This is a genomic window from Faecalibacillus sp. MSK20_93, assembly GCF_020589945.1.
GTDB lineage: Bacteria > Bacillota_I > Bacilli_A > Erysipelotrichales > Coprobacillaceae > Faecalibacillus > Faecalibacillus intestinalis.
The window spans coordinates 49067-66829 of sequence record NZ_JAJDKA010000003.1 but is presented as its reverse complement, the minus strand read 5'-3'; the positions used below and the strand labels follow the sequence as shown (position 1 = coordinate 66829).

General features: G+C 28.7%; 17 protein-coding genes. All 17 read right to left on the bottom strand.

The features are described 5' to 3' along the window. Nucleotides 1-17: 17 nt before the first annotated feature. The 17 genes from LJD34_RS01820 to LJD34_RS01740 all read right to left on the bottom strand — a co-directional run bounded on the left by LJD34_RS01820 (nt 18) and on the right by LJD34_RS01740 (nt 17759). Nucleotides 18-1667: a CPBP family intramembrane glutamic endopeptidase gene (locus tag LJD34_RS01820; RefSeq protein ID WP_227359058.1), complete on the bottom strand. Its 1650-nt coding sequence runs from the start codon at nt 1665-1667 to the stop codon at nt 18-20. Next, on the bottom strand, nt 1660-2592 hold the full coding sequence (locus LJD34_RS01815; protein ID WP_227359057.1) for a DHH family phosphoesterase: 933 nt from the start codon (nt 2590-2592) through the stop codon (nt 1660-1662). Before LJD34_RS01815 ends, LJD34_RS01820 begins: the two co-directional genes overlap by 8 nt. A 61-nt stretch (nt 2593-2653) precedes the next feature. Beyond that, the gene (locus LJD34_RS01810; protein WP_022001497.1) at nt 2654-3853 is read right to left on the bottom strand and encodes an acetate/propionate family kinase; all 1200 of its coding nucleotides are present in this window, start codon (nt 3851-3853) and stop codon (nt 2654-2656) included. 149 nt (nt 3854-4002) lie between these two features. Beyond that, complete coding sequence (locus tag LJD34_RS01805) at nt 4003-4215, bottom strand: alpha/beta-type small acid-soluble spore protein (RefSeq protein WP_022001496.1); 213 nt, start codon at nt 4213-4215, stop codon at nt 4003-4005. 59 nt (nt 4216-4274) lie between these two features. Continuing rightward, complete coding sequence (thiI, locus tag LJD34_RS01800) at nt 4275-5471, bottom strand: tRNA uracil 4-sulfurtransferase ThiI (RefSeq protein WP_119363426.1); 1197 nt, start codon at nt 5469-5471, stop codon at nt 4275-4277. Nucleotides 5472-5474: 3 nt separating this feature from the next. After that, a complete protein-coding gene (locus LJD34_RS01795) occupies nt 5475-6608 on the bottom strand; it encodes a cysteine desulfurase family protein (RefSeq protein ID WP_227359056.1) in 1134 nt (377 codons plus the stop codon). Nucleotides 6609-6671: 63 nt separating this feature from the next. Next, nucleotides 6672-8414, bottom strand: a complete 1743-nt coding sequence (locus tag LJD34_RS01790) for a septation ring formation regulator EzrA (protein WP_032090115.1) — start codon at nt 8412-8414, stop codon at nt 6672-6674. 67 nt (nt 8415-8481) lie between these two features. Beyond that, complete coding sequence (locus LJD34_RS01785; RefSeq protein ID WP_227359055.1) at nt 8482-9315, bottom strand: DMT family transporter; 834 nt, start codon at nt 9313-9315, stop codon at nt 8482-8484. Nucleotides 9316-9355: 40 nt separating this feature from the next. Continuing rightward, nucleotides 9356-10231 carry a riboflavin biosynthesis protein RibF gene (gene ribF / locus LJD34_RS01780; protein WP_227359054.1) on the bottom strand — a complete coding sequence of 292 codons (876 nt, stop codon included), beginning with the start codon at nt 10229-10231 and terminating at the stop codon, nt 9356-9358. Nucleotides 10232-10263: 32 nt separating this feature from the next. Next, nucleotides 10264-11106: a tRNA pseudouridine(55) synthase TruB gene (truB, locus tag LJD34_RS01775; RefSeq protein WP_227359053.1), complete on the bottom strand. Its 843-nt coding sequence runs from the start codon at nt 11104-11106 to the stop codon at nt 10264-10266. Between the two features lie 64 nt (nt 11107-11170). Next, nucleotides 11171-12010, bottom strand: coding sequence for a metal ABC transporter permease (locus LJD34_RS01770; protein ID WP_227359052.1), 840 nt, complete (start codon nt 12008-12010; stop codon nt 11171-11173). Then, nucleotides 12003-12692: a metal ABC transporter ATP-binding protein gene (locus LJD34_RS01765; protein WP_022001488.1), complete on the bottom strand. Its 690-nt coding sequence runs from the start codon at nt 12690-12692 to the stop codon at nt 12003-12005. Before LJD34_RS01765 ends, LJD34_RS01770 begins: the two co-directional genes overlap by 8 nt. A 14-nt stretch (nt 12693-12706) precedes the next feature. Then, nucleotides 12707-13663 (bottom strand): metal ABC transporter substrate-binding protein, encoded by a 957-nt coding sequence (locus LJD34_RS01760; RefSeq protein ID WP_052010865.1) that lies wholly within the window; start codon nt 13661-13663, stop codon nt 12707-12709. Further along, nucleotides 13660-14073: a Fur family transcriptional regulator gene (locus LJD34_RS01755; RefSeq protein ID WP_147580228.1), complete on the bottom strand. Its 414-nt coding sequence runs from the start codon at nt 14071-14073 to the stop codon at nt 13660-13662. The genes LJD34_RS01760 and LJD34_RS01755 overlap by 4 nt, the downstream gene beginning before the upstream one ends. Nucleotides 14074-14190: 117 nt before the next feature. Next, nucleotides 14191-15678, bottom strand: coding sequence for a L,D-transpeptidase family protein (locus tag LJD34_RS01750; protein WP_227359051.1), 1488 nt, complete (start codon nt 15676-15678; stop codon nt 14191-14193). A 79-nt stretch (nt 15679-15757) separates the two neighbouring features. After that, nucleotides 15758-16693 (bottom strand): carbohydrate kinase family protein, encoded by a 936-nt coding sequence (locus LJD34_RS01745; RefSeq protein WP_032090122.1) that lies wholly within the window; start codon nt 16691-16693, stop codon nt 15758-15760. A 76-nt stretch (nt 16694-16769) separates the two neighbouring features. Next, on the bottom strand, nt 16770-17759 hold the full coding sequence (locus LJD34_RS01740; RefSeq protein WP_227359050.1) for an aldo/keto reductase: 990 nt from the start codon (nt 17757-17759) through the stop codon (nt 16770-16772). Between the last annotated feature and the right edge of the window lie 4 nt (nt 17760-17763).

Sequence of the window (17763 nt, the reverse complement as noted above, 5' to 3'; positions counted from 1 at the left end):
CGTATTCCTATTTTAAATTATTTAGCTTTAAATTGACTAATAACCACACTTTGATGTTCATTCGAAATAAATTGAATTTCAACTTCATCGCCAGCTTGTACAAGCGGTAACGAATTAGAAAGGGACAGATCCGCAATATAAATATGATCATCACCCTCTAGTTTAAAATAATAGACACTATTGCCTTCTTTAACAGCACTATTAATTGAAGAAATTTTGCCAGTTAAAGTATTTTCTTCAAATTCTTCATGACTTTTACCATTTTGAGATAAAACCTCATAATAAGCTTTTTCAGCCTCAGATACACTACTTCCTGTTGCTACAATTTGATAATTTTTAACACTGACAAAAGCATACATCTTAACAAGATTACTACTATCTTTTAAAGAAAGGAAATAAGTAGGCTCTCCTCCTGCATTGACTAAAATTGGAAATGTTGCTTTATATTTTAAGTTTTGTACCTTTCCTTCTGCCGAAGACATTGCCGAATATTCTTCTGCTCCAGAAATATGATAATATTTGCCTTCTTTTGTACGTAAATTAATTAATGCAAATCCAACATTACTTGCATCTTTAGAAACACTTGTAAGACCTGTGTACAAATAAACATCATCATCAATAACAATATAATTATATCCATCTGTTGATTGTAACACACCTTTTTGTGAGAAAACAGAATTAATATAACCATGTGTATATTTTCCATAATTTTCTAACTGTTGAATAATTAAATCTGCTGGATAAACACGATCTACCCAATTAGGAATATCTTTAATATCATAATATTTATGCTTACCATCAACAGCATTTACTAAAACTGCTCCTACAATATCTTTTCCACCAAAAGGACCTATTTTATATTCAAATACAGGAGCAATCCAATAAGGAATACCTTCATCGTTAATTTCAAAAGCTAATTCTTCAAACATTTTCGTAGGATAATTCATCCTTAAATGACGATTAATATTTCTACCAAAATGTTCAGATTTTGAATATTTCATGCCTTCTTTCAATTCAACAACTTCAGACTCTTGACTTACCATATTCACTTTAACATAAGCTGGTAAGCCTTCTTTTCGATTTGTTATCCATTTAATTAAATCACTATATTCTAATGGTGTAACTCGATAAGGAGTATCTTGATAATTAATTTGTTCATAAGATTCATCTACTTCAAACTGTGAAACATAATCTATCATTTGTCCCATTTTTCGATCACCTAGTTTAATAGCACTTTCACGATCTACAACAGGAATTGATTGATAAGAAATCGTCTCATTATCTTTATAAAAATCAGCTTTTTTATTTAATTGTAATTGATTTTGATATGTTTTTGCATGAAAAATAGGCAAACTATATACCGAACCAACACCTATATAAACAAATAAGGCAACGACTACAAACATTAAATATTTAGATGTTTTATCAAATGTACCTAATAATATCGCATGTAAAATAACAAAGATAACAATTAAAAAAATCAAATGGAAAATAAATGTTTGAGATTGATAATGAATTGGTAGTAATAAAACATACTCTCCTATAGTACCTAAAAGACAAACGACAATCAATGGAATTAAATAGCTCCATTTTTTAGTTGTTTGTATTTTAGATGAAGAAAAATGTCTTTTTATTTCATCAATGATACTTTGTATAAAATTATTCATTTATTCTCTCCTTGATATCATTTAATAATAAAGGTAATTCATCTAAAGATAAAAGTGTTGCCCCCGAAGCAAACGCATGTCCGCCACCTCGATATTTATTCGCAATTTCATTAACAGGAATATGTCTCGATCTCATTGAAACACGCCAATTATGATCTTTTGTATTTTCTGTTATAGCTAACCATACTTTATATTCATCAACTGAACTTAATAAGTTAACAAAATCAGAGCCTCTTTCTCTTGAAATATTTAAATGTTTTAAATCTTCATCTTTTAAAACATAGTAAGCAACACCCTCATCTTCAATATAATGATTTAGGATAAAAGCATTCACTTTTAAATCTTTCACATGTTTCATATACATTCTTTCATAAAGTGCTTGCATATCAAAATCATAATTATATAAATACATTGCCGCTTCAAAAGTACGCTCATCAGTAGCTGAATACATAAATCTATTTGTATCCCCTATAATTCCCATATAAAGAGCCGCAGCTCCAAAGCTTGAAAGTTTTACACGTTTATTTTTTAAAAACAAAGCCACTATTTGACTACATGAAGAAGCTGTACTATCTTCTAAATTTAAATTTCCATAAGAATCAACAACAATATGGTGATCAATTTTTATAATTTCTTTACATAAACTAATATTACCATCAATTCTTTCTTGATTAGCTGTATCTAAAACAATTCCTAAAGTTGGTTTTTCAAAATTCGGTTCATTTATTTCTCCATTAAATTGATATTTAGCCACTAAATCAGAAGAAAAATCACCTGCAAAATAGACTTCTTTATTTTCAAAAGTATTTTGAATTAAATCATACATTCCAAATTGACTCCCAAAAGCATCATAATCCGGATTAACATGACGATATAAACAAATACATTCATATTCATCTATTTTATTTAAAATCTTTTCTATCATAATTTTCACCCTATTTTATAATAACATACCTTAGACAAAGAAAAAACCTGTTTGCACAGGTTTATAAATCTAACAAACGAACTGTATCTCTTGCAATCATGACTTCTTCATTTGTTGGAATGACCATCACTTTAATTTGAGAATACTGATGTGAAATCACACGATTTTCATCACTTCTAATGCTGTTGAGCTCTTCATCTAAGAAAACACCAAATGCTCTTGAGACATTGTCAATAATTAAACGTCTTAAATAAGCAGCGTTTTCACCAACTCCCGCTGTAAAGCAAATAGCGTCACAACCACCTAATTCAGCGTAATATTGTCCAATATATTTTGAAACAATACGTGCATATAATAAACCAGTTAATAAAGCACGTTCATTTCCTTCGTTAAATAAGGCATTTTCAATATCTCTAGAATCAGAAGAAATGCCTGAAATTCCTAACATTCCAGATTTTTTATTATAGATTTCTAAAACTTCATCTGCTGTTTTATTTAATTTTTTACATAAATAAGGCATAACTGAAGGATCAACATCTCCAGAACGTGTTCCCATCATTACACCTGCAAGTGGTGTAAATCCCATAGATGTATCAATACATTTACCATCTTGAACAGCTGAAACACTTGCTCCATTTCCTAAATGACAAACGATAATTCTTGATTCTTTAGGATTTCCTAACATTTCAATAGCTTGTTGAGAAACATATTTATGACTTGTCCCATGTGCTCCATATTTTCTTACTTTTAAATCTGTATAATATTCAAGTGGTAAAGGATATAAATATCTTTCTTTATCTAATGTTTGATGGAATGCCGTATCAAAAACAAAAACATGTCCTACATGATCAGGCAAAGCTTCTTTAAATGCTTTATAACCAATGATATTTGCTGGATTATGTAAAGGAGCTAACTCTGCTAAATCTGCAACTTTTTTTACTGCTTCTTCGTCAACGACTACAGAATCATCAAAATCTTCTCCTCCATGTACAACACGATGTCCCACTGCATCTATTTCTTCCAAACTTTCAACAATATGATGATCAACAAGAGCATTTAATAATAAGTCAACTGCCACTTGATGATCAGGAATTGGTGTTTGTGTTTGTATTTTTTCTCCATTTACTTTAATTACAAAATTTCCAACTTCTTGTCCAATTCTTTCAACTAATCCCGAAGTGATAACTTCTTCACTTGGCATATTAATCAATTGGAATTTTAAAGAGGAACTTCCTGCGTTTACCGCCATTACTTTTACCATAATTTACCTCCTAGCAATATAACTATATTGTACATAATTTAGTACACAAAAACAATATTTCTAGTGAAATTATCAAAAAAATGTAAGCTCTTTCAACACTCATAAAAAAAGAATAGTCCTCTTTTATTAAGAAAACTATTCCCATATTACTATTTGTTATTATATGAAGAACGAGACATTTGTTCTTGTCCCATTTTAACTAATCTTTTAGTAATTTCTCCACCAACAGAGCCATTCGCTCTAGCAGTTGTATCAGGACCTAAATTAACACCAAATTCATTTGCAATTTCATATTTCATTTGGTCAATCGCATTTTGAGCTCCTGGTACAACTAATCTATTGCTATTATTACTTTGTGCCATGTTGTGTCACCTCCTGACACTTTTATTTTGCATCAGGAATAAAAAACTATACGCTTTTTTTAAAAAATATCTTCATCATTTTTATAATTTGCATCAACAACAATTGTTTCAACATTTTCTACACATTCATTAACATATGTTTCATAATCAAAAGTTACTTCAAAAGCTTCAGCCTTATAACTTTTTGGTTTTGTAGCAGGTGCTTTAGGTGTGAAAATTGTACAACAATCCTCATGTGGTCTAATAGAAATATCATAAGTATCTATTTTTTGAGCAATATCAATAATTTCTAATTTATCAAGACATAACACAGGTCTTAATACCGGAATTGAAATAACTTGATTGATTACATTCATACTATCTAATGTTTGTGAAGCCACTTGTCCAATACTTTCACCGTTAACAAGTGCTAAACAATGATTTTTTATAGCAAGTTTTTCTCCAATACGATACATCATTCTACGCATAACTGTCATGGCATAACTTTCATCACAATGATCATAAACTGCAAGTTGTAATTTTGTAAAATTAACAACATGAACTGTAATTTGACCATGTGTATAATGTCTTAATTTATCTACTAAATCAAAAACTTTTTCTCTAGCAAATTCATTTGTGTATGGTGGCGCTGCAAAGTGAACACATTCAATATCGACACCACGTTTTAAAGTTAAGTATCCTGCTACAGGAGAATCAATTCCACCCGATAACATTAACAATGCCTTTCCACCAATACCAACAGGATATCCACCTGCACCTTTGATAATATTTGTCATAACGTAAATAGCGTCATGTCTAATCTCAACTGTAACCAACATTTCTGGATGATGAACATCTACTTTTAACTGTCTATCTACATGATGAAAAACATGTCCTGCAATTTCTCTATTAATGTCTTGTGACTTTTTAGGAAATGTTTTATCACTACGTTTTGTGTTGATTTTAAATGTTGTTTTGGTATCTTCGTTGATCATTTTAGCAATTGCATCTTTAACAACATCTAGATCTTTTTCAAATTTATAGGCATTTGAAAAAGAATGAATACCAAAAACTGTTTTTAATTTTTCATTGACTAACAAATGATTTGCACCATTTAGATAAATGTATAAACGATCATATTGTAATTGATATTGTAATTGTGGAAATTCAAAAAGAATTTCTTTTGTGTTTTTTAATAATTTTTGTGTAAATAATTTTCTATTTTTACCTTTTGTTGTAAGTTCTCCAAAACGAACGACAATATAATTTGCTTCCATATCTTACCTCTGTTTTTTTATTGAATCTAATACTTCTTTCAAACAATAAATAAATTTATCAATTTCTTCTTCTTTTGTCAAATCACTTATACTTACTCTCAAAGCACTTTTTGCAACTTCATCAGGCAAATGCAATTGTTGCATCACCCTGGAAACATCACTTGTTTTAGAACTACACGCACTTCTTGTAGAAATAAGAATATCTTTTTCCTCCAAAGCATGCAAAATAACTTCTGGTTTATAACCAATACATGAAAAATTAACAATATGACTTGACACTTTACCTCCAGTGTTAATAATAACATCTGGAATTGTCTGTAATTCTTTTATTAAATATTTACTTAATTTCGAAACATATTTTTCTTTTTGATCAAAATTTTCTAATGCTAATCTTAAAGTTTTAGCAAGAACAATATACGTACAAGCATTACTAGTTCCTCCACGTAAACCAAACTCTTGCTGTCCTCCATTAATAAGTGGTACTAAAGTAGTAGATTTTCTTTTAAAAAGCAATCCGCTCCCCTTTAAACCATTTATTTTATGTGCAGAAAACGATGCACAGTCGATACCTTTTAAATCTATCTTTATCTTACCTAAAGCTTGCACCATATCAACATGAAACTTAACAAGCGGATGATCTTGGAGCACATTTTTTGTTTCCTCAATGGGTTGAATAGATCCAACTTCATTATTAATACACATGACACTCACTAAAATCGTATCATTTCGAATACTTTTCTTTAAATCATCAATTTGAATATGTCCCGTATGATCAACAGGTAAATAAGTTACTTCAAATCCAAATACTTCTTCTAATTCTTTACATGTTTCATACACTGAAGAATGTTCTATCGAAGTTGTGATAATATGTTTCCCTCTATTTTGATATTGAAAAGCAATTCCTTTAATAGCCATATTGTTTGCTTCACTTCCACAACTTGTAAAAATCATTTCTTCTTCATCAACATCTAACATTTTAGCAAGTAAACCTCTCGATTTTTCTAATAAGCGATTCACTTCAATTCCTTGACTATAAATACTATCAGCATTATAAAAATATTTTTCTAACAATTGTGTATATGTTTTTAAAACATCCTTATTATAAGGTGTTGTCGCAGCATAATCTAGATATACCATATTTCCCTCCATATTTTATTTTTATTCAATTTTCGATAACATATGACCCTCATGAAAAAAGTCCTATTCAGCCTTAGGACTTTTTTTATTAACCAACATTTCATAAGAATCCGGTTTTATTTTTTCAATAATATCAACAGCTGTTGATAATGCTTTAGTATATTCCCCATTTCTATAAAGTAATTCCGCTTTTGTAAGCTCTGTATTAACTTCTAAAAATGAAGAACGATATCTATTTCCAAAAACAATTGCATCCTCTACCATTTCAGCAGTAACAATCAAATTATGCACATTATCATACAATTTATAAATAACATCTCTTGCAGCATCTACTTGAAGTGATAAACTCTTTAAATCAATTGGTCTTTTTCTAATAAAATTTAAGATGGAATCTGCTTTTTGATAAGAGTCATCAATATAATCTTGATAAGATTCACTAATCATTGGTAAATGTTTATTTCTAATTTCAGATTTAATTTCTAATAAAACAATATTAATATTGTCTAACTCATCCAAAGCTCTCTTTTCTTGAATACGTAATGTTTCTGCTAATTCAATATGTTTAATCAAAGAATCATTATATGGTTTACTTTGTTCAACAATTCTTGAAAAATCATCAATCATTTCTATATAAGAAAAATCTTTAGTTTCAATAATCTTTGTAATTTCCGCTAAATCATCAACAATTGATTGAAATTGATTATAATCATCTTCTATTGTAATCGTATAATCATCTAAAATATAGTTTTTTTCTAACTCATGAATACTTTCTTTAGCCTCTAAAAGTCCGCTTTCTATCTTATTAACGAATTTATAACATTCATTTCGTTTTTCTTCGTAGAGTGCATATGCATTCTTTTCTTTTTCAAAATCAGAATACAATAGATTTAACTCATCCGTCATGACTTCTATATTTTGTCCAACGTTTTCCAATTTTAAATTCTTTATATTTTTTTCTGTCTCGTGTAAATCATTATCAATCTTAGAAATACGGATCGTAGCATTCATTCTTTCAACAGCAAAATCTTTTTCTTGCATATCTTGCATAATTGACTTTAGTTCATTTAAGCGTTTTGGTAAATATTGACGAACAACAGAAATATATGTAGGTAAATCACTTAACTGTTGATCTAAAGCATCGATATATTTTGAAATATCTTCTGTATATGTCTTAGCTTCTTCAAATTGTTGATTATTCATATAATTTTCTAATTCAACAAAGCGTTCATCAATATCATGAAATACATCTTGTACTTTAGGAACGTAGTCTTCAACTTTAAAACGAATCTGTGCATAGTTATCATTTGTAGCACGATATTTTTCTTTAACTTTGATAATTTCTAATCTTTGAATATTTTCAATTTCTGTAATAACTTCTATATCTTTTAAAAGTTGTTTTGATTCCTTTGCATAATGAATCACTTTTTCCTCTAAAGAGTTCATCTTTTTTTGAACACCTCGTAATTTTCGATAATAAAGTGCTTCATCAATATCATTAACAAGCGGAATGATTTCATCATTTTGAAGATCTGTTAATTCAGCAAATTTTGCATCATAAGTTTCATATTTTTCTTGCAATTCTGGCATATTTTTAGCAATTCCTTTTACCCTTCCTAGTCGATATTGAATAGGTAAGGATTTAATTGCATTCATTTTATTTTCTAAATCAACAATTTCATTACGATAATGTTTTAATTTTAACAAGCGATATGTCAAAATAACCAATATCAAAACTAAAATACTTACCGAAATAATAATAATTGTTTTCATTCCTAATACATTTATAATTTCATTTAAATATTTCATGTTAACAACCTCTTTTAATCACATTTCTACATATAAGTATATCATGAAGTCATATACTTGTCTAAATCTAATTTTCTTTCTTTGAGATAAAATAAAACGAAGCTGTAAAAATCACTATAAATCCAATTAAAACAAAAAAATCAAATTTTTCTTTTAATAAAATCAAAGAGAAAAAATAGGTAAAAGCAGGACTAAATGCCATAAAAAAACTTGTTTTTAAAGGACCTATTGAATGAATTGATAAAAAATAAACACATTGAATATAGGCATATCCAATTCCAGAAGTTAAAATAAATAACCATAAAGAAAAAGTGTTTACTGTTTTAAATAAATCATTCTTTTGAAACAACAAAATAACAATAAATTCAAAAAAAGCTATTAATAACATATATAAGTTATAAATGAATGTATTATGTGTAATATCTTTTAATCGATAATTACCAAAATTGTAAATAAACAATGCCGTTATTAAAAAAAAGATTCCCTTTCCTATATTAAAAAGTCGAAAATGAATGGCTATTAAAAATCCTAAAAAACTTATCATAAATGAGATCAGAATTTTCCAATTCCATTTGCACAAAGAAACAGATACAATAAACATCATAACTGGTGCTAAACAATTAATCGTTGCTGTCATCGTCCCTTCTACATATTGCATACCATAATATGTCAACAAAAAATTAATAACATTAATTAAATTTGTTTGCACTATTAATTTTTTTATAGATACTTTTTCAAAAGAAATTTTTTTATAATAAATATAAAACAGCAACGCTAATACAGAAAAAAGTATCTTTAGCATTGCTAAAAAAAGAGGATGAAAAGAATCATAATTTAATTTTGTAACAATCACATTTAATCCCCATATTAAATTTGCTAGAAATAAATGAATATAAAGCAATTTTCTTCACCTCTTATATTTTAGACAAAAGAAAAACATATTAATCCAGAAATTGATCAATATGTTTTTTATCTTTTTGTAATTGTTCTTTTAAGTGATTTAAAGATTTAAATTTCTTTTCATCTCTTACCCTAAACACAAAATCCACATCCACATCTTCACCATAAATATCTTGATCAAAATCAAAAATATTGACTTCTAAAGATAAGTTATCAATAAGCCCTACTGTAGGATTATAACCAATATTAGCCATTCCTTTATATTGCTTTCCTTTAATAGTTATATAGACCCCATAAACACCTTTTTTTAAAACAACATAATGTCCATAATCAATATTGGCCGTAGGAAAACCAATCTTTCTCCCATTTTGCAAACCATAAATAACTTGTCCAGAGACACGATAAAATCGTGTCAATAAATGATTTGCTTTTTCAATATTTCCTTCATTTAACAACTTTTTTATGTACGATGAAGATACTTTTAATGCATCCTCACTGTACTCTTCTATGACAGTTACATCAAATGATTTATTTTCTTGTAAAACATGTACATCGCCCATTCCTTTTTTCCCAAAATGAAAATCAAAACCACATACAACATGTTTTATTTGATGATTTATAATATAATTTTGTAAAAAAGTATTGGGTTTTAAATTTGCAACAGTTTGATCAAAATCAATAATATAAAAATAGTCAAATTGCCATTGTTTTAAAATATTTATTTTTTCCGATAATGACATCAAATAATGATAATCATTATTTTCTAAAATTTGTTTAGGATGTACAGAAAATGTCATTATTGCTTTTTTTAGTCCCTTTTCTTTAGCAATATGTTCAACCTCTTTTAAAAGTTGTTGATGTCCTAAATGAACACCATCAAAAAAGCCTAGTGCACAAACAGAATCATGAACTTGCATGGGAGTATCAACTGACAAATGAAGGATTTCCATCACCATAGACCTCTAACATTTTTCAAATAGCCTTGTCCCGTACTTTCGTAAATGGCTAATAAATGATTCTGATTATCATAAATCGCTACTTGACCAGTCAAATCACTTTTAATTTGTTTACCATGATAAACTGGCGTTGGATCATCTAATTTTAATTGAGGAAAACCACACAAAGCGTCATCTATTGAATGTAAAGAATAATCATCATTTTCTAACTGTTCTAAAGTAATACAATCCGTAATTAAAAAGCGCCCTGCCTGTCTTCTTTCTAGATGAGACATATGTCCTGGATACCCTAGTTTTTTAGCAATATCAACACATAAAGAACGAATATAGGTTCCTTTAGAACATTTAACATCGAAAACAATCTCATTATTTGAAAAATCAATTAATTCAATCATCATAATCTCTATATCACGTTCTTTAATTTCTACTTCTTCACCGTTTCTTGCATACTCATAAAGCTTTTTACCATTTACTTTAATTGCTGAATAAATTGGCGGTTTTTGCTTAGATTTTCCTAAAAATGAATTTAAAACATCAATAACTTGTGCTTGTGATATTTGTCCAACTTCTTTTTCTTCTAATATTTTTCCACTGGCATCATATGTATCTGTACTTTTCCCTAGTGATAAAGTTGCCCTGTATACTTTTGTATCGCTCATCAAAAATTGAATTGCTTTTGTTGCTTTATTGACACATACAACAAGTACACCCGTTGCATCAGGATCTAATGTTCCACAATGTCCTACTTTTTTTGTATGTAATTTTTTTCTTACTATTCCTACAATATCATGGCTTGTATAGCCTGCAGGTTTATTTATTAATAATATTCCATCCATTTATAATCACCTCATATATTTTAACAAAATCCTTTCTTTTTGAAAAGAAAGGATTTTCAATCACTTATTTAAATATTGAAATTATCCAATTAATAATAAAGATCATAATATTAATAAAAACAACAGTTGCTCCAACAGGAGTTGAAAACAATATTGATAATATAATTCCTACAAATGCTCCAATAACTGATAAAATCGCAGAATAAATAACGACTCCTTTAAAACTATTCATTATTTTCATTGCTGACAAAGCTGGAAAAATAAGCAAAGCTGTAATTAATAATGAACCTACTAAATTCATCGCAAGAACAATAATTACGGCTGTTAAAACAGCAATAATCAAATTATATAATTCTACTTTTTTGCCCGTTGCCTTCATAAATTCTTCATCAAAAGTAACTGCAAAGATTCGATTATAAAATAAAACATAAAACAACACAACAAGCAATGACATAACAATACAAACGACTACTTCAAAATGTGTCAAAGTTAAAATTGTTGTTGACCCAAAAAGCGTTGAACAAACATCTCCAGAAACATTAGCTGAAGTTGAAAAAATGTTCATTACTAAATAACCGATAGCTAAAGCCCCTACAGATAGCATAGCAATAGACGAATCTCCTTTTATTTTAGTATTTTGCCCCGTCCTTAAAAGAAAAATAGCTGCAATAACTGTAACAATCATGATAAATAAAGTTTGTGATGTAAACTGTAAAACCGTCGCCACAGCCATTGCCCCAAAGGCAACATGTGAAAGACCATCCCCAATAAATGAAAAACGTTTTAAAACAAGTGTTACCCCTAATAATGAAGAACATAAAGCAATTAAAACTCCAACAATTAAAGCATACTGTACAAAAGGATAAGAAAAATAATATTGTAATGTTGCAATAAAATTAGTCATTATAAATCTCCTTTCCATACCTTTCAATAAACATTTCTTTTTCCATAAAAATGGGAACTTTTTTCTTTAAATATAAAACATGTGTTGCATATTTTAATACAGATAAGTCATGAGAAACCATGACAATAGTCATTCCTTGTTCATTTAATGATTTTAATAAGCCATAAAATTCTTGTGTAACCTGAGGATCCAAACCAGTTACTGGTTCATCTAATAATATAATTTTATCTGAAGCACATAAAGCTCTTGCTAATAAAACACGTTGTTGTTGTCCACCAGATAACTGGCGATAACTTTTATTTTGTAAATGCGTAATTCCCAATTTTTCCATTTCTTGTTTTGCATGTTTTTTTTCTTTTTTTGTATAAAAAGGGCGATATTTTAATTGTGACAACATACCTGATAAAACAACTTCATAGACAGTGGCTGGAAAATCTTTTTGAACAACTGTTTGTTGAGGAAGATACCCTATTTCTGATTTTTTTAAATTTTCAGAAAATAAAATCTTACCTGCTTTTTTTTCTTTTAAATCTAAAATTGTCTTGATCAAGGTACTTTTCCCTGCCCCATTTTCTCCTATAATACATAAATAGTCATTTTTATTAATTTCAAAATTTATATTTGAACAAACAATTTCACTATCATATCCCAATGATAAATCTTCTACCTTTATATATGACATAATATCTCCTTATTTTATAATGCCTTTTTAAGCACTTTTAAATTATATTTCATTGCCTTTAAATAACTATAACCATCCTTGATTTTCTGATCATCAACTGACTGTAAAGAATCTAAATACATGATTTTTTGATTTTTCTTTTTTGTATTATCTTTAACTGTTTGTGCAATTTTTAAATTTGTTTGATCAATAACAAAAATACTTTTTAAATCCAATTGATCTATTTTATTTGCTAGAAAAGTAATCGTATAAAAACTTGCTTCGACATCTGCAGAACATCCAGGAAAAGCTGCATAATAATTAAGATCATAATCATCCAGTAAATATCTAAATGGAAAACGATCTGCAAAAAGTAATGTTTTAGTAGTGGCATTTTCTACCACTTGTTCATATTGATGATTTAAATCATCAATATCATTTAAATAGCGTATCGTATTTTCTTCATATGTTTTTTTGTGGACATCATCTAATTTTTGTACTTCATTTGATAGATAGCGAACCACTTCATGTGCATTAATAAGTGAAAGCCAAACATGTTCATCATATTCACTTTCATCTTCATTTTCGTCGTGATCTTCTTTCATTCCTTCCACATGTTCTTCTTCCTTGATTCTCTCTTTTAAAACATCCATCATATCAACAACTAACATATTTTTATTTTTTGCTTCTTTTAACGCATCACTTACCCATTGTTCGGATTCTCCACCAACATATACAAATAAGTCAGCAGATGATACCTTTGCTAAATCTTGAATTGTTGGCTGATAACTATGTAAATCAGCTCCATCTTTAATAAGTAAAGTAAGTTCAAATGTTGAATTATTCTCCCCAATAATTTCTTGTAACCAATTATATTGGGCATACGTTGTACAAACAATACTTTTTTTATCTGTTTCTTTATCTAAAGGTAAACATCCCATCAGCAAAAAACAGCATAATAACATAAATGTGTATTTTAATAATTTGTTCATTTTAACTCCTTTTTCATCATACATGTTTTGCATAAACCACCAATAGTAGAAATATCACAGTCTAAAAAGAATTTATAATCTTTTTCTAGCATTGCGATGATAGAATCCATCGATTCTTTTTTTATATGAATAATTTTCCCACATTCTTTACATTGTAAATGAAGATGTTCATGACATTGACTAAACTGTTGATTGAGACGATACATCCAAACATCATTATTCCCCGATTTATATTTAATTAATTGTCCTGCTTCAACAAACTGTTCTAAATTCCTATAAACAGTTGAGATATTTACTTTCATTTCATTTGCTACGATATAATCGTAAACATCATGTGCTCGAAAGCATTTATCACAACACGTTTTCAAGTAATTTTCAATCAATTGAAAAGTTTTCGTTTTATAACGCATATTACCACCTCTAATTTGCAATTCATTTGCATTTTACTAGATTCTAGCATTCATCTTTTATTATGTCAATAAATATGCAATTCATTTGCAAATTAAAAAACCATCTTTCGATGGTTTCTAATCATGTATAAATACCATGTCTCTCATAGAAACAAGATTGTAAATATTTTTAACATCTTCTAATTGTAAATTAACGCATCCATGAGAACCTCTTGTTTTATATAATTCAGGCGACCATTTATCCCAATCACTTCGATTCATATAATGATATCCTGTTCCAGTCCATGTAATACGAACCCAATATTTAGTTGGTGTTGTATAATCCGCACCTGTTAAAGTATATTCGAGTTTTTTATCTTTTATATACCAGCATCCTGTTTTAGTAGAACGTGTTGCATCACTTGGAAGTCCTGTTACACATTTTGCACTATAAACAACTTGTCCATTTTGGAAAACATAAACCATTTGCTCTGAAATATCTACTTCACTATATGTTTGAGTATTATAATCTTCTGTTGGATTTTCAAAGTTCATTTTGTAAGCTTTATTTTTATAAATAGGTTCTAACTTCTTAAGTAATTTTTTCTTGTTTGTATTACTTTTATTTTTTACATATGCATCTACATCACTTTGCGTATTATTTTCTGTCAACGCTTTATAAACTTGATCAACAGTTTGACTATAATCAATTTGCCATCCATAATCTCCACCAGATACTTCTAATACTTCACCAGTATGTGACTTGAATTTTCTTGTTTTTCCTACTGTTTTGTATTTCAAACAGAATTTTTCAACCCATTGTGCCATTTTTTCTTGATCAATTGAAACAGAAGCATCATCACCAATAACTATCCAATCTTTAATTTCTTTAGGGGAAATTGTTTCATAGTGTTTTTCACCCATATCAAAACGAACCCAACGACATAAGTAATTATTATACTGGCTTAGCTCATTTAGTACCTCTTTATCAGTTTGTACATATTTTGGTTTTAAATAAACATTTGCCTTATCTAAATTGACTTTTGTCTTTAATTGTTGAATAGACTTTTCAACATAACTATAAAACTTATCTTGATCTAATTGATTTCCTTGTTTTTCTTTAATAATTTTACCACTTTTAGCAGCCTTATCATATTCCACATGTGCATCTACTGGTGCTGTAATTGTATAATTATCTCCTGTTATTAAAAATGATTGAGAAAGATTATTTTTAAAGGCCTCTTTATTATAAGAAACATCAAAATTTACATCAAAATCTTCACCTGAAATTATTTTATAAAACGAAAATAATCCATGTGTCTTTTTAAAGCAATCTTCTACTTGTTTTTCATAATTAGCATTCAAATCAATATCCGCGCCTCTTAATTCATATTTTGCATTATTTCTACCTTTAATAACAAGAACATGATTTTTCAAATCTGTTTGAACAGCATTTTTAGCTTCTGACAAAGTCATATTTGAAACATCTATTCCACCTATTGAGGTATTTGGATAAAATTTATCATTATACAAAATAATAATGATAAAAAGAAGCATGATAATGGCTATAAGGAGACTCAAACATATTTTAGCTTGTTTTGTTATTTTTATTTTCTTTAAATCCATAAAATTCACCTACTTGCACATATTCTATAACTTTATTTATAGACTGTCAAAAAAAATATCCTAATCCTTTAGGATATTTTTAACAATCAGATACATCCATATCCAATCCCAATTCACGTGGTAAAAAACGTGGACATACATTTTCTGATGATGTAATAACAGAAGCTGCTAATTTTGTTCCAATTTCAACTGCATCAGAAAGATCTTTTCTATAAGTAAGTCCTATTGTTAACCCTGCACAAAAAGCATCACCAGCACCTGTTGTATCTCTAACAGTTACTTTTTTAGCAGGACAGATTCCTTTATTTCCTAAATGATCAGCATAAATACTTCCTTTGCTTCCCATTGTAACAACCATTGATTTAATAGCTCCTGCAGAAACTTTTTGATAAATGATTTCACATAAATCTTTTGGACTTTTTTTACTATAATTTTCAGCAAAGAAAATACCTGCCTCTAATTCATTGCATACCAAACAATCAAATTGTTGTAATAAGTCTCTTCTATCAACTGCAAGTGTCATATTCGAAATAACACCAAATACTTTTTTGTTATATTTTTTTGAATAATCTAAAACAGTTTTTATAATTTCAGGATCAATATCAGCTTCTAAAACAATTGAATCACAATCTTTGAATATTTCATCGCCCTTTTCATTAATTAAATCCAAAATTGGCATTAAATTTGGACGTTGAGAAATAGAACCTGCCAAATCACCATCATTATCAAATACAGCTAGCCATGTTCCCATTCCCTCAGGAATTTTTTGAACATATTCTGTATTAACTTTATGTCTTTGTAATTTACGAATAACATCTTCTCCCAAAGCACTATCATCAACAATTGATAAAAATGTTGGACGTAATTCAATGTTTGCTATATCTTCTACCACATTTCTACTTACACCACCATGAATATATTTAATATGTCCTGCATTTCTTCCAGTTGGAATATATGCATCTAGTGGAAATCCTTTAATATCTACAAAAACTGCACCAATTACTACAATACCCATATTATCTACTCTCTTTCTTGTTCATCTTTTATAATATAACAAAAAATAAAAAACAAGAAAAGAATCTTTCTTGTTTTTATTGATTATTTTCTTTCATGACACCCACTAATGGATGTGGTTTATAACATTCTTCTAAATATTTCATTTCCTCAACTGTTAATTTTAAATCACAAGCCTTACAAGCTGTATCAATATGACTTAATTTAGTTGCACCAACAACGGGTGAAGTTACTTTAGACATCAACCAAGCTAAAGAAATTTCTGACATTGAACAATTTCTTTTTTTGGCAAGTTCTTCAACTCTTTGAATGATAACAAGATCTTCTTTTTCACTTTCATCATATTTTCCTTTAGCATAGGCATCTTCTTTTAATCTTTTAGATGTTTCTCCTGGATGTCTAGAAAGTCTTCCAGAAGCAAGTGAACTGTATGGTGTCATCGAAACCCCCATTAAATCACAATAAGGTTTCATTTCTCTTTCTTCTTCTCTAAAAATAAGATTGTAATGTCCTTGAATTGATTGGAAAGTTGCCCATCCATTGTTTTTGGCAATTTCATTAGCCCGAGCAATTTGCCAAGCAAAACAGTTAGAAACACCAATGGCTCTTACTTTTTTTGATTTAACAAGATCATTTAAGATTTCCATTGTTTCTTTAATGGGTGTTACATTGTCCCATCGATGAAGAATATAAAGATCTACATAATCCATTTGTAACCTTTTTAGACTATTATTTAAACATGTTTCAATATGTTCTCGAGCACTGACTCCTTGGTCAATTTGTACTTGGCTACGTGGCATAAATTTAGTCGCAATAACAACATCTTCTCTTTTTGAAAATTCTTTAATTGCACGTCCTAAATATTCTTCTGATGTTCCACCTTGATAACCCATTGCTGTATCAAAAAAGTTGATTCCTTGATCAAGGGCATGTTTAATGATTTTTTTGGATTCTTCATAAGGAAGTGTCCAAGAATGCATTCCTGCTTGTGGATCACCAAAGCCCATACATCCTAAACATACTTTTGAAACTTTAATATCTGTATTACCTAAATTAACGTATTCCATATTT

Bases quoted from the DNA above. Each gene is read 5' to 3' on its own strand.
- LJD34_RS01820 (WP_227359058.1), bottom strand. From the start codon at position 1,667: ATGAATAATTTTATACAAAGTATCATTGATGAAATAAAAAGACATTTT.
- LJD34_RS01815 (WP_227359057.1), bottom strand. From the start codon at position 2,592: ATGATAGAAAAGATTTTAAATAAAATAGATGAATATGAATGTATTTGT.
- LJD34_RS01810 (WP_022001497.1), bottom strand. From the start codon at position 3,853: ATGGTAAAAGTAATGGCGGTAAACGCAGGAAGTTCCTCTTTAAAATTC.
- LJD34_RS01805 (WP_022001496.1), bottom strand. From the start codon at position 4,215: ATGGCACAAAGTAATAATAGCAATAGATTAGTTGTACCAGGAGCTCAA.
- thiI (WP_119363426.1), bottom strand. From the start codon at position 5,471: ATGGAAGCAAATTATATTGTCGTTCGTTTTGGAGAACTTACAACAAAA.
- LJD34_RS01795 (WP_227359056.1), bottom strand. From the start codon at position 6,608: ATGGTATATCTAGATTATGCTGCGACAACACCTTATAATAAGGATGTT.
- LJD34_RS01790 (WP_032090115.1), bottom strand. From the start codon at position 8,414: ATGAAATATTTAAATGAAATTATAAATGTATTAGGAATGAAAACAATT.
- ribF (WP_227359054.1), bottom strand. From the start codon at position 10,231: ATGCAAGTTCATGATTCTGTTTGTGCACTAGGCTTTTTTGATGGTGTT.
- truB (WP_227359053.1), bottom strand. From the start codon at position 11,106: ATGGATGGAATATTATTAATAAATAAACCTGCAGGCTATACAAGCCAT.
- LJD34_RS01770 (WP_227359052.1), bottom strand. From the start codon at position 12,010: ATGACTAATTTTATTGCAACATTACAATATTATTTTTCTTATCCTTTT.
- LJD34_RS01765 (WP_022001488.1), bottom strand. From the start codon at position 12,692: ATGTCATATATAAAGGTAGAAGATTTATCATTGGGATATGATAGTGAA.
- LJD34_RS01760 (WP_052010865.1), bottom strand. From the start codon at position 13,663: ATGAACAAATTATTAAAATACACATTTATGTTATTATGCTGTTTTTTG.
- LJD34_RS01755 (WP_147580228.1), bottom strand. From the start codon at position 14,073: ATGCGTTATAAAACGAAAACTTTTCAATTGATTGAAAATTACTTGAAA.
- LJD34_RS01750 (WP_227359051.1), bottom strand. From the start codon at position 15,678: ATGGATTTAAAGAAAATAAAAATAACAAAACAAGCTAAAATATGTTTG.
- LJD34_RS01745 (WP_032090122.1), bottom strand. From the start codon at position 16,693: ATGGGTATTGTAGTAATTGGTGCAGTTTTTGTAGATATTAAAGGATTT.
- LJD34_RS01740 (WP_227359050.1), bottom strand. From the start codon at position 17,759: ATGGAATACGTTAATTTAGGTAATACAGATATTAAAGTTTCAAAAGTA.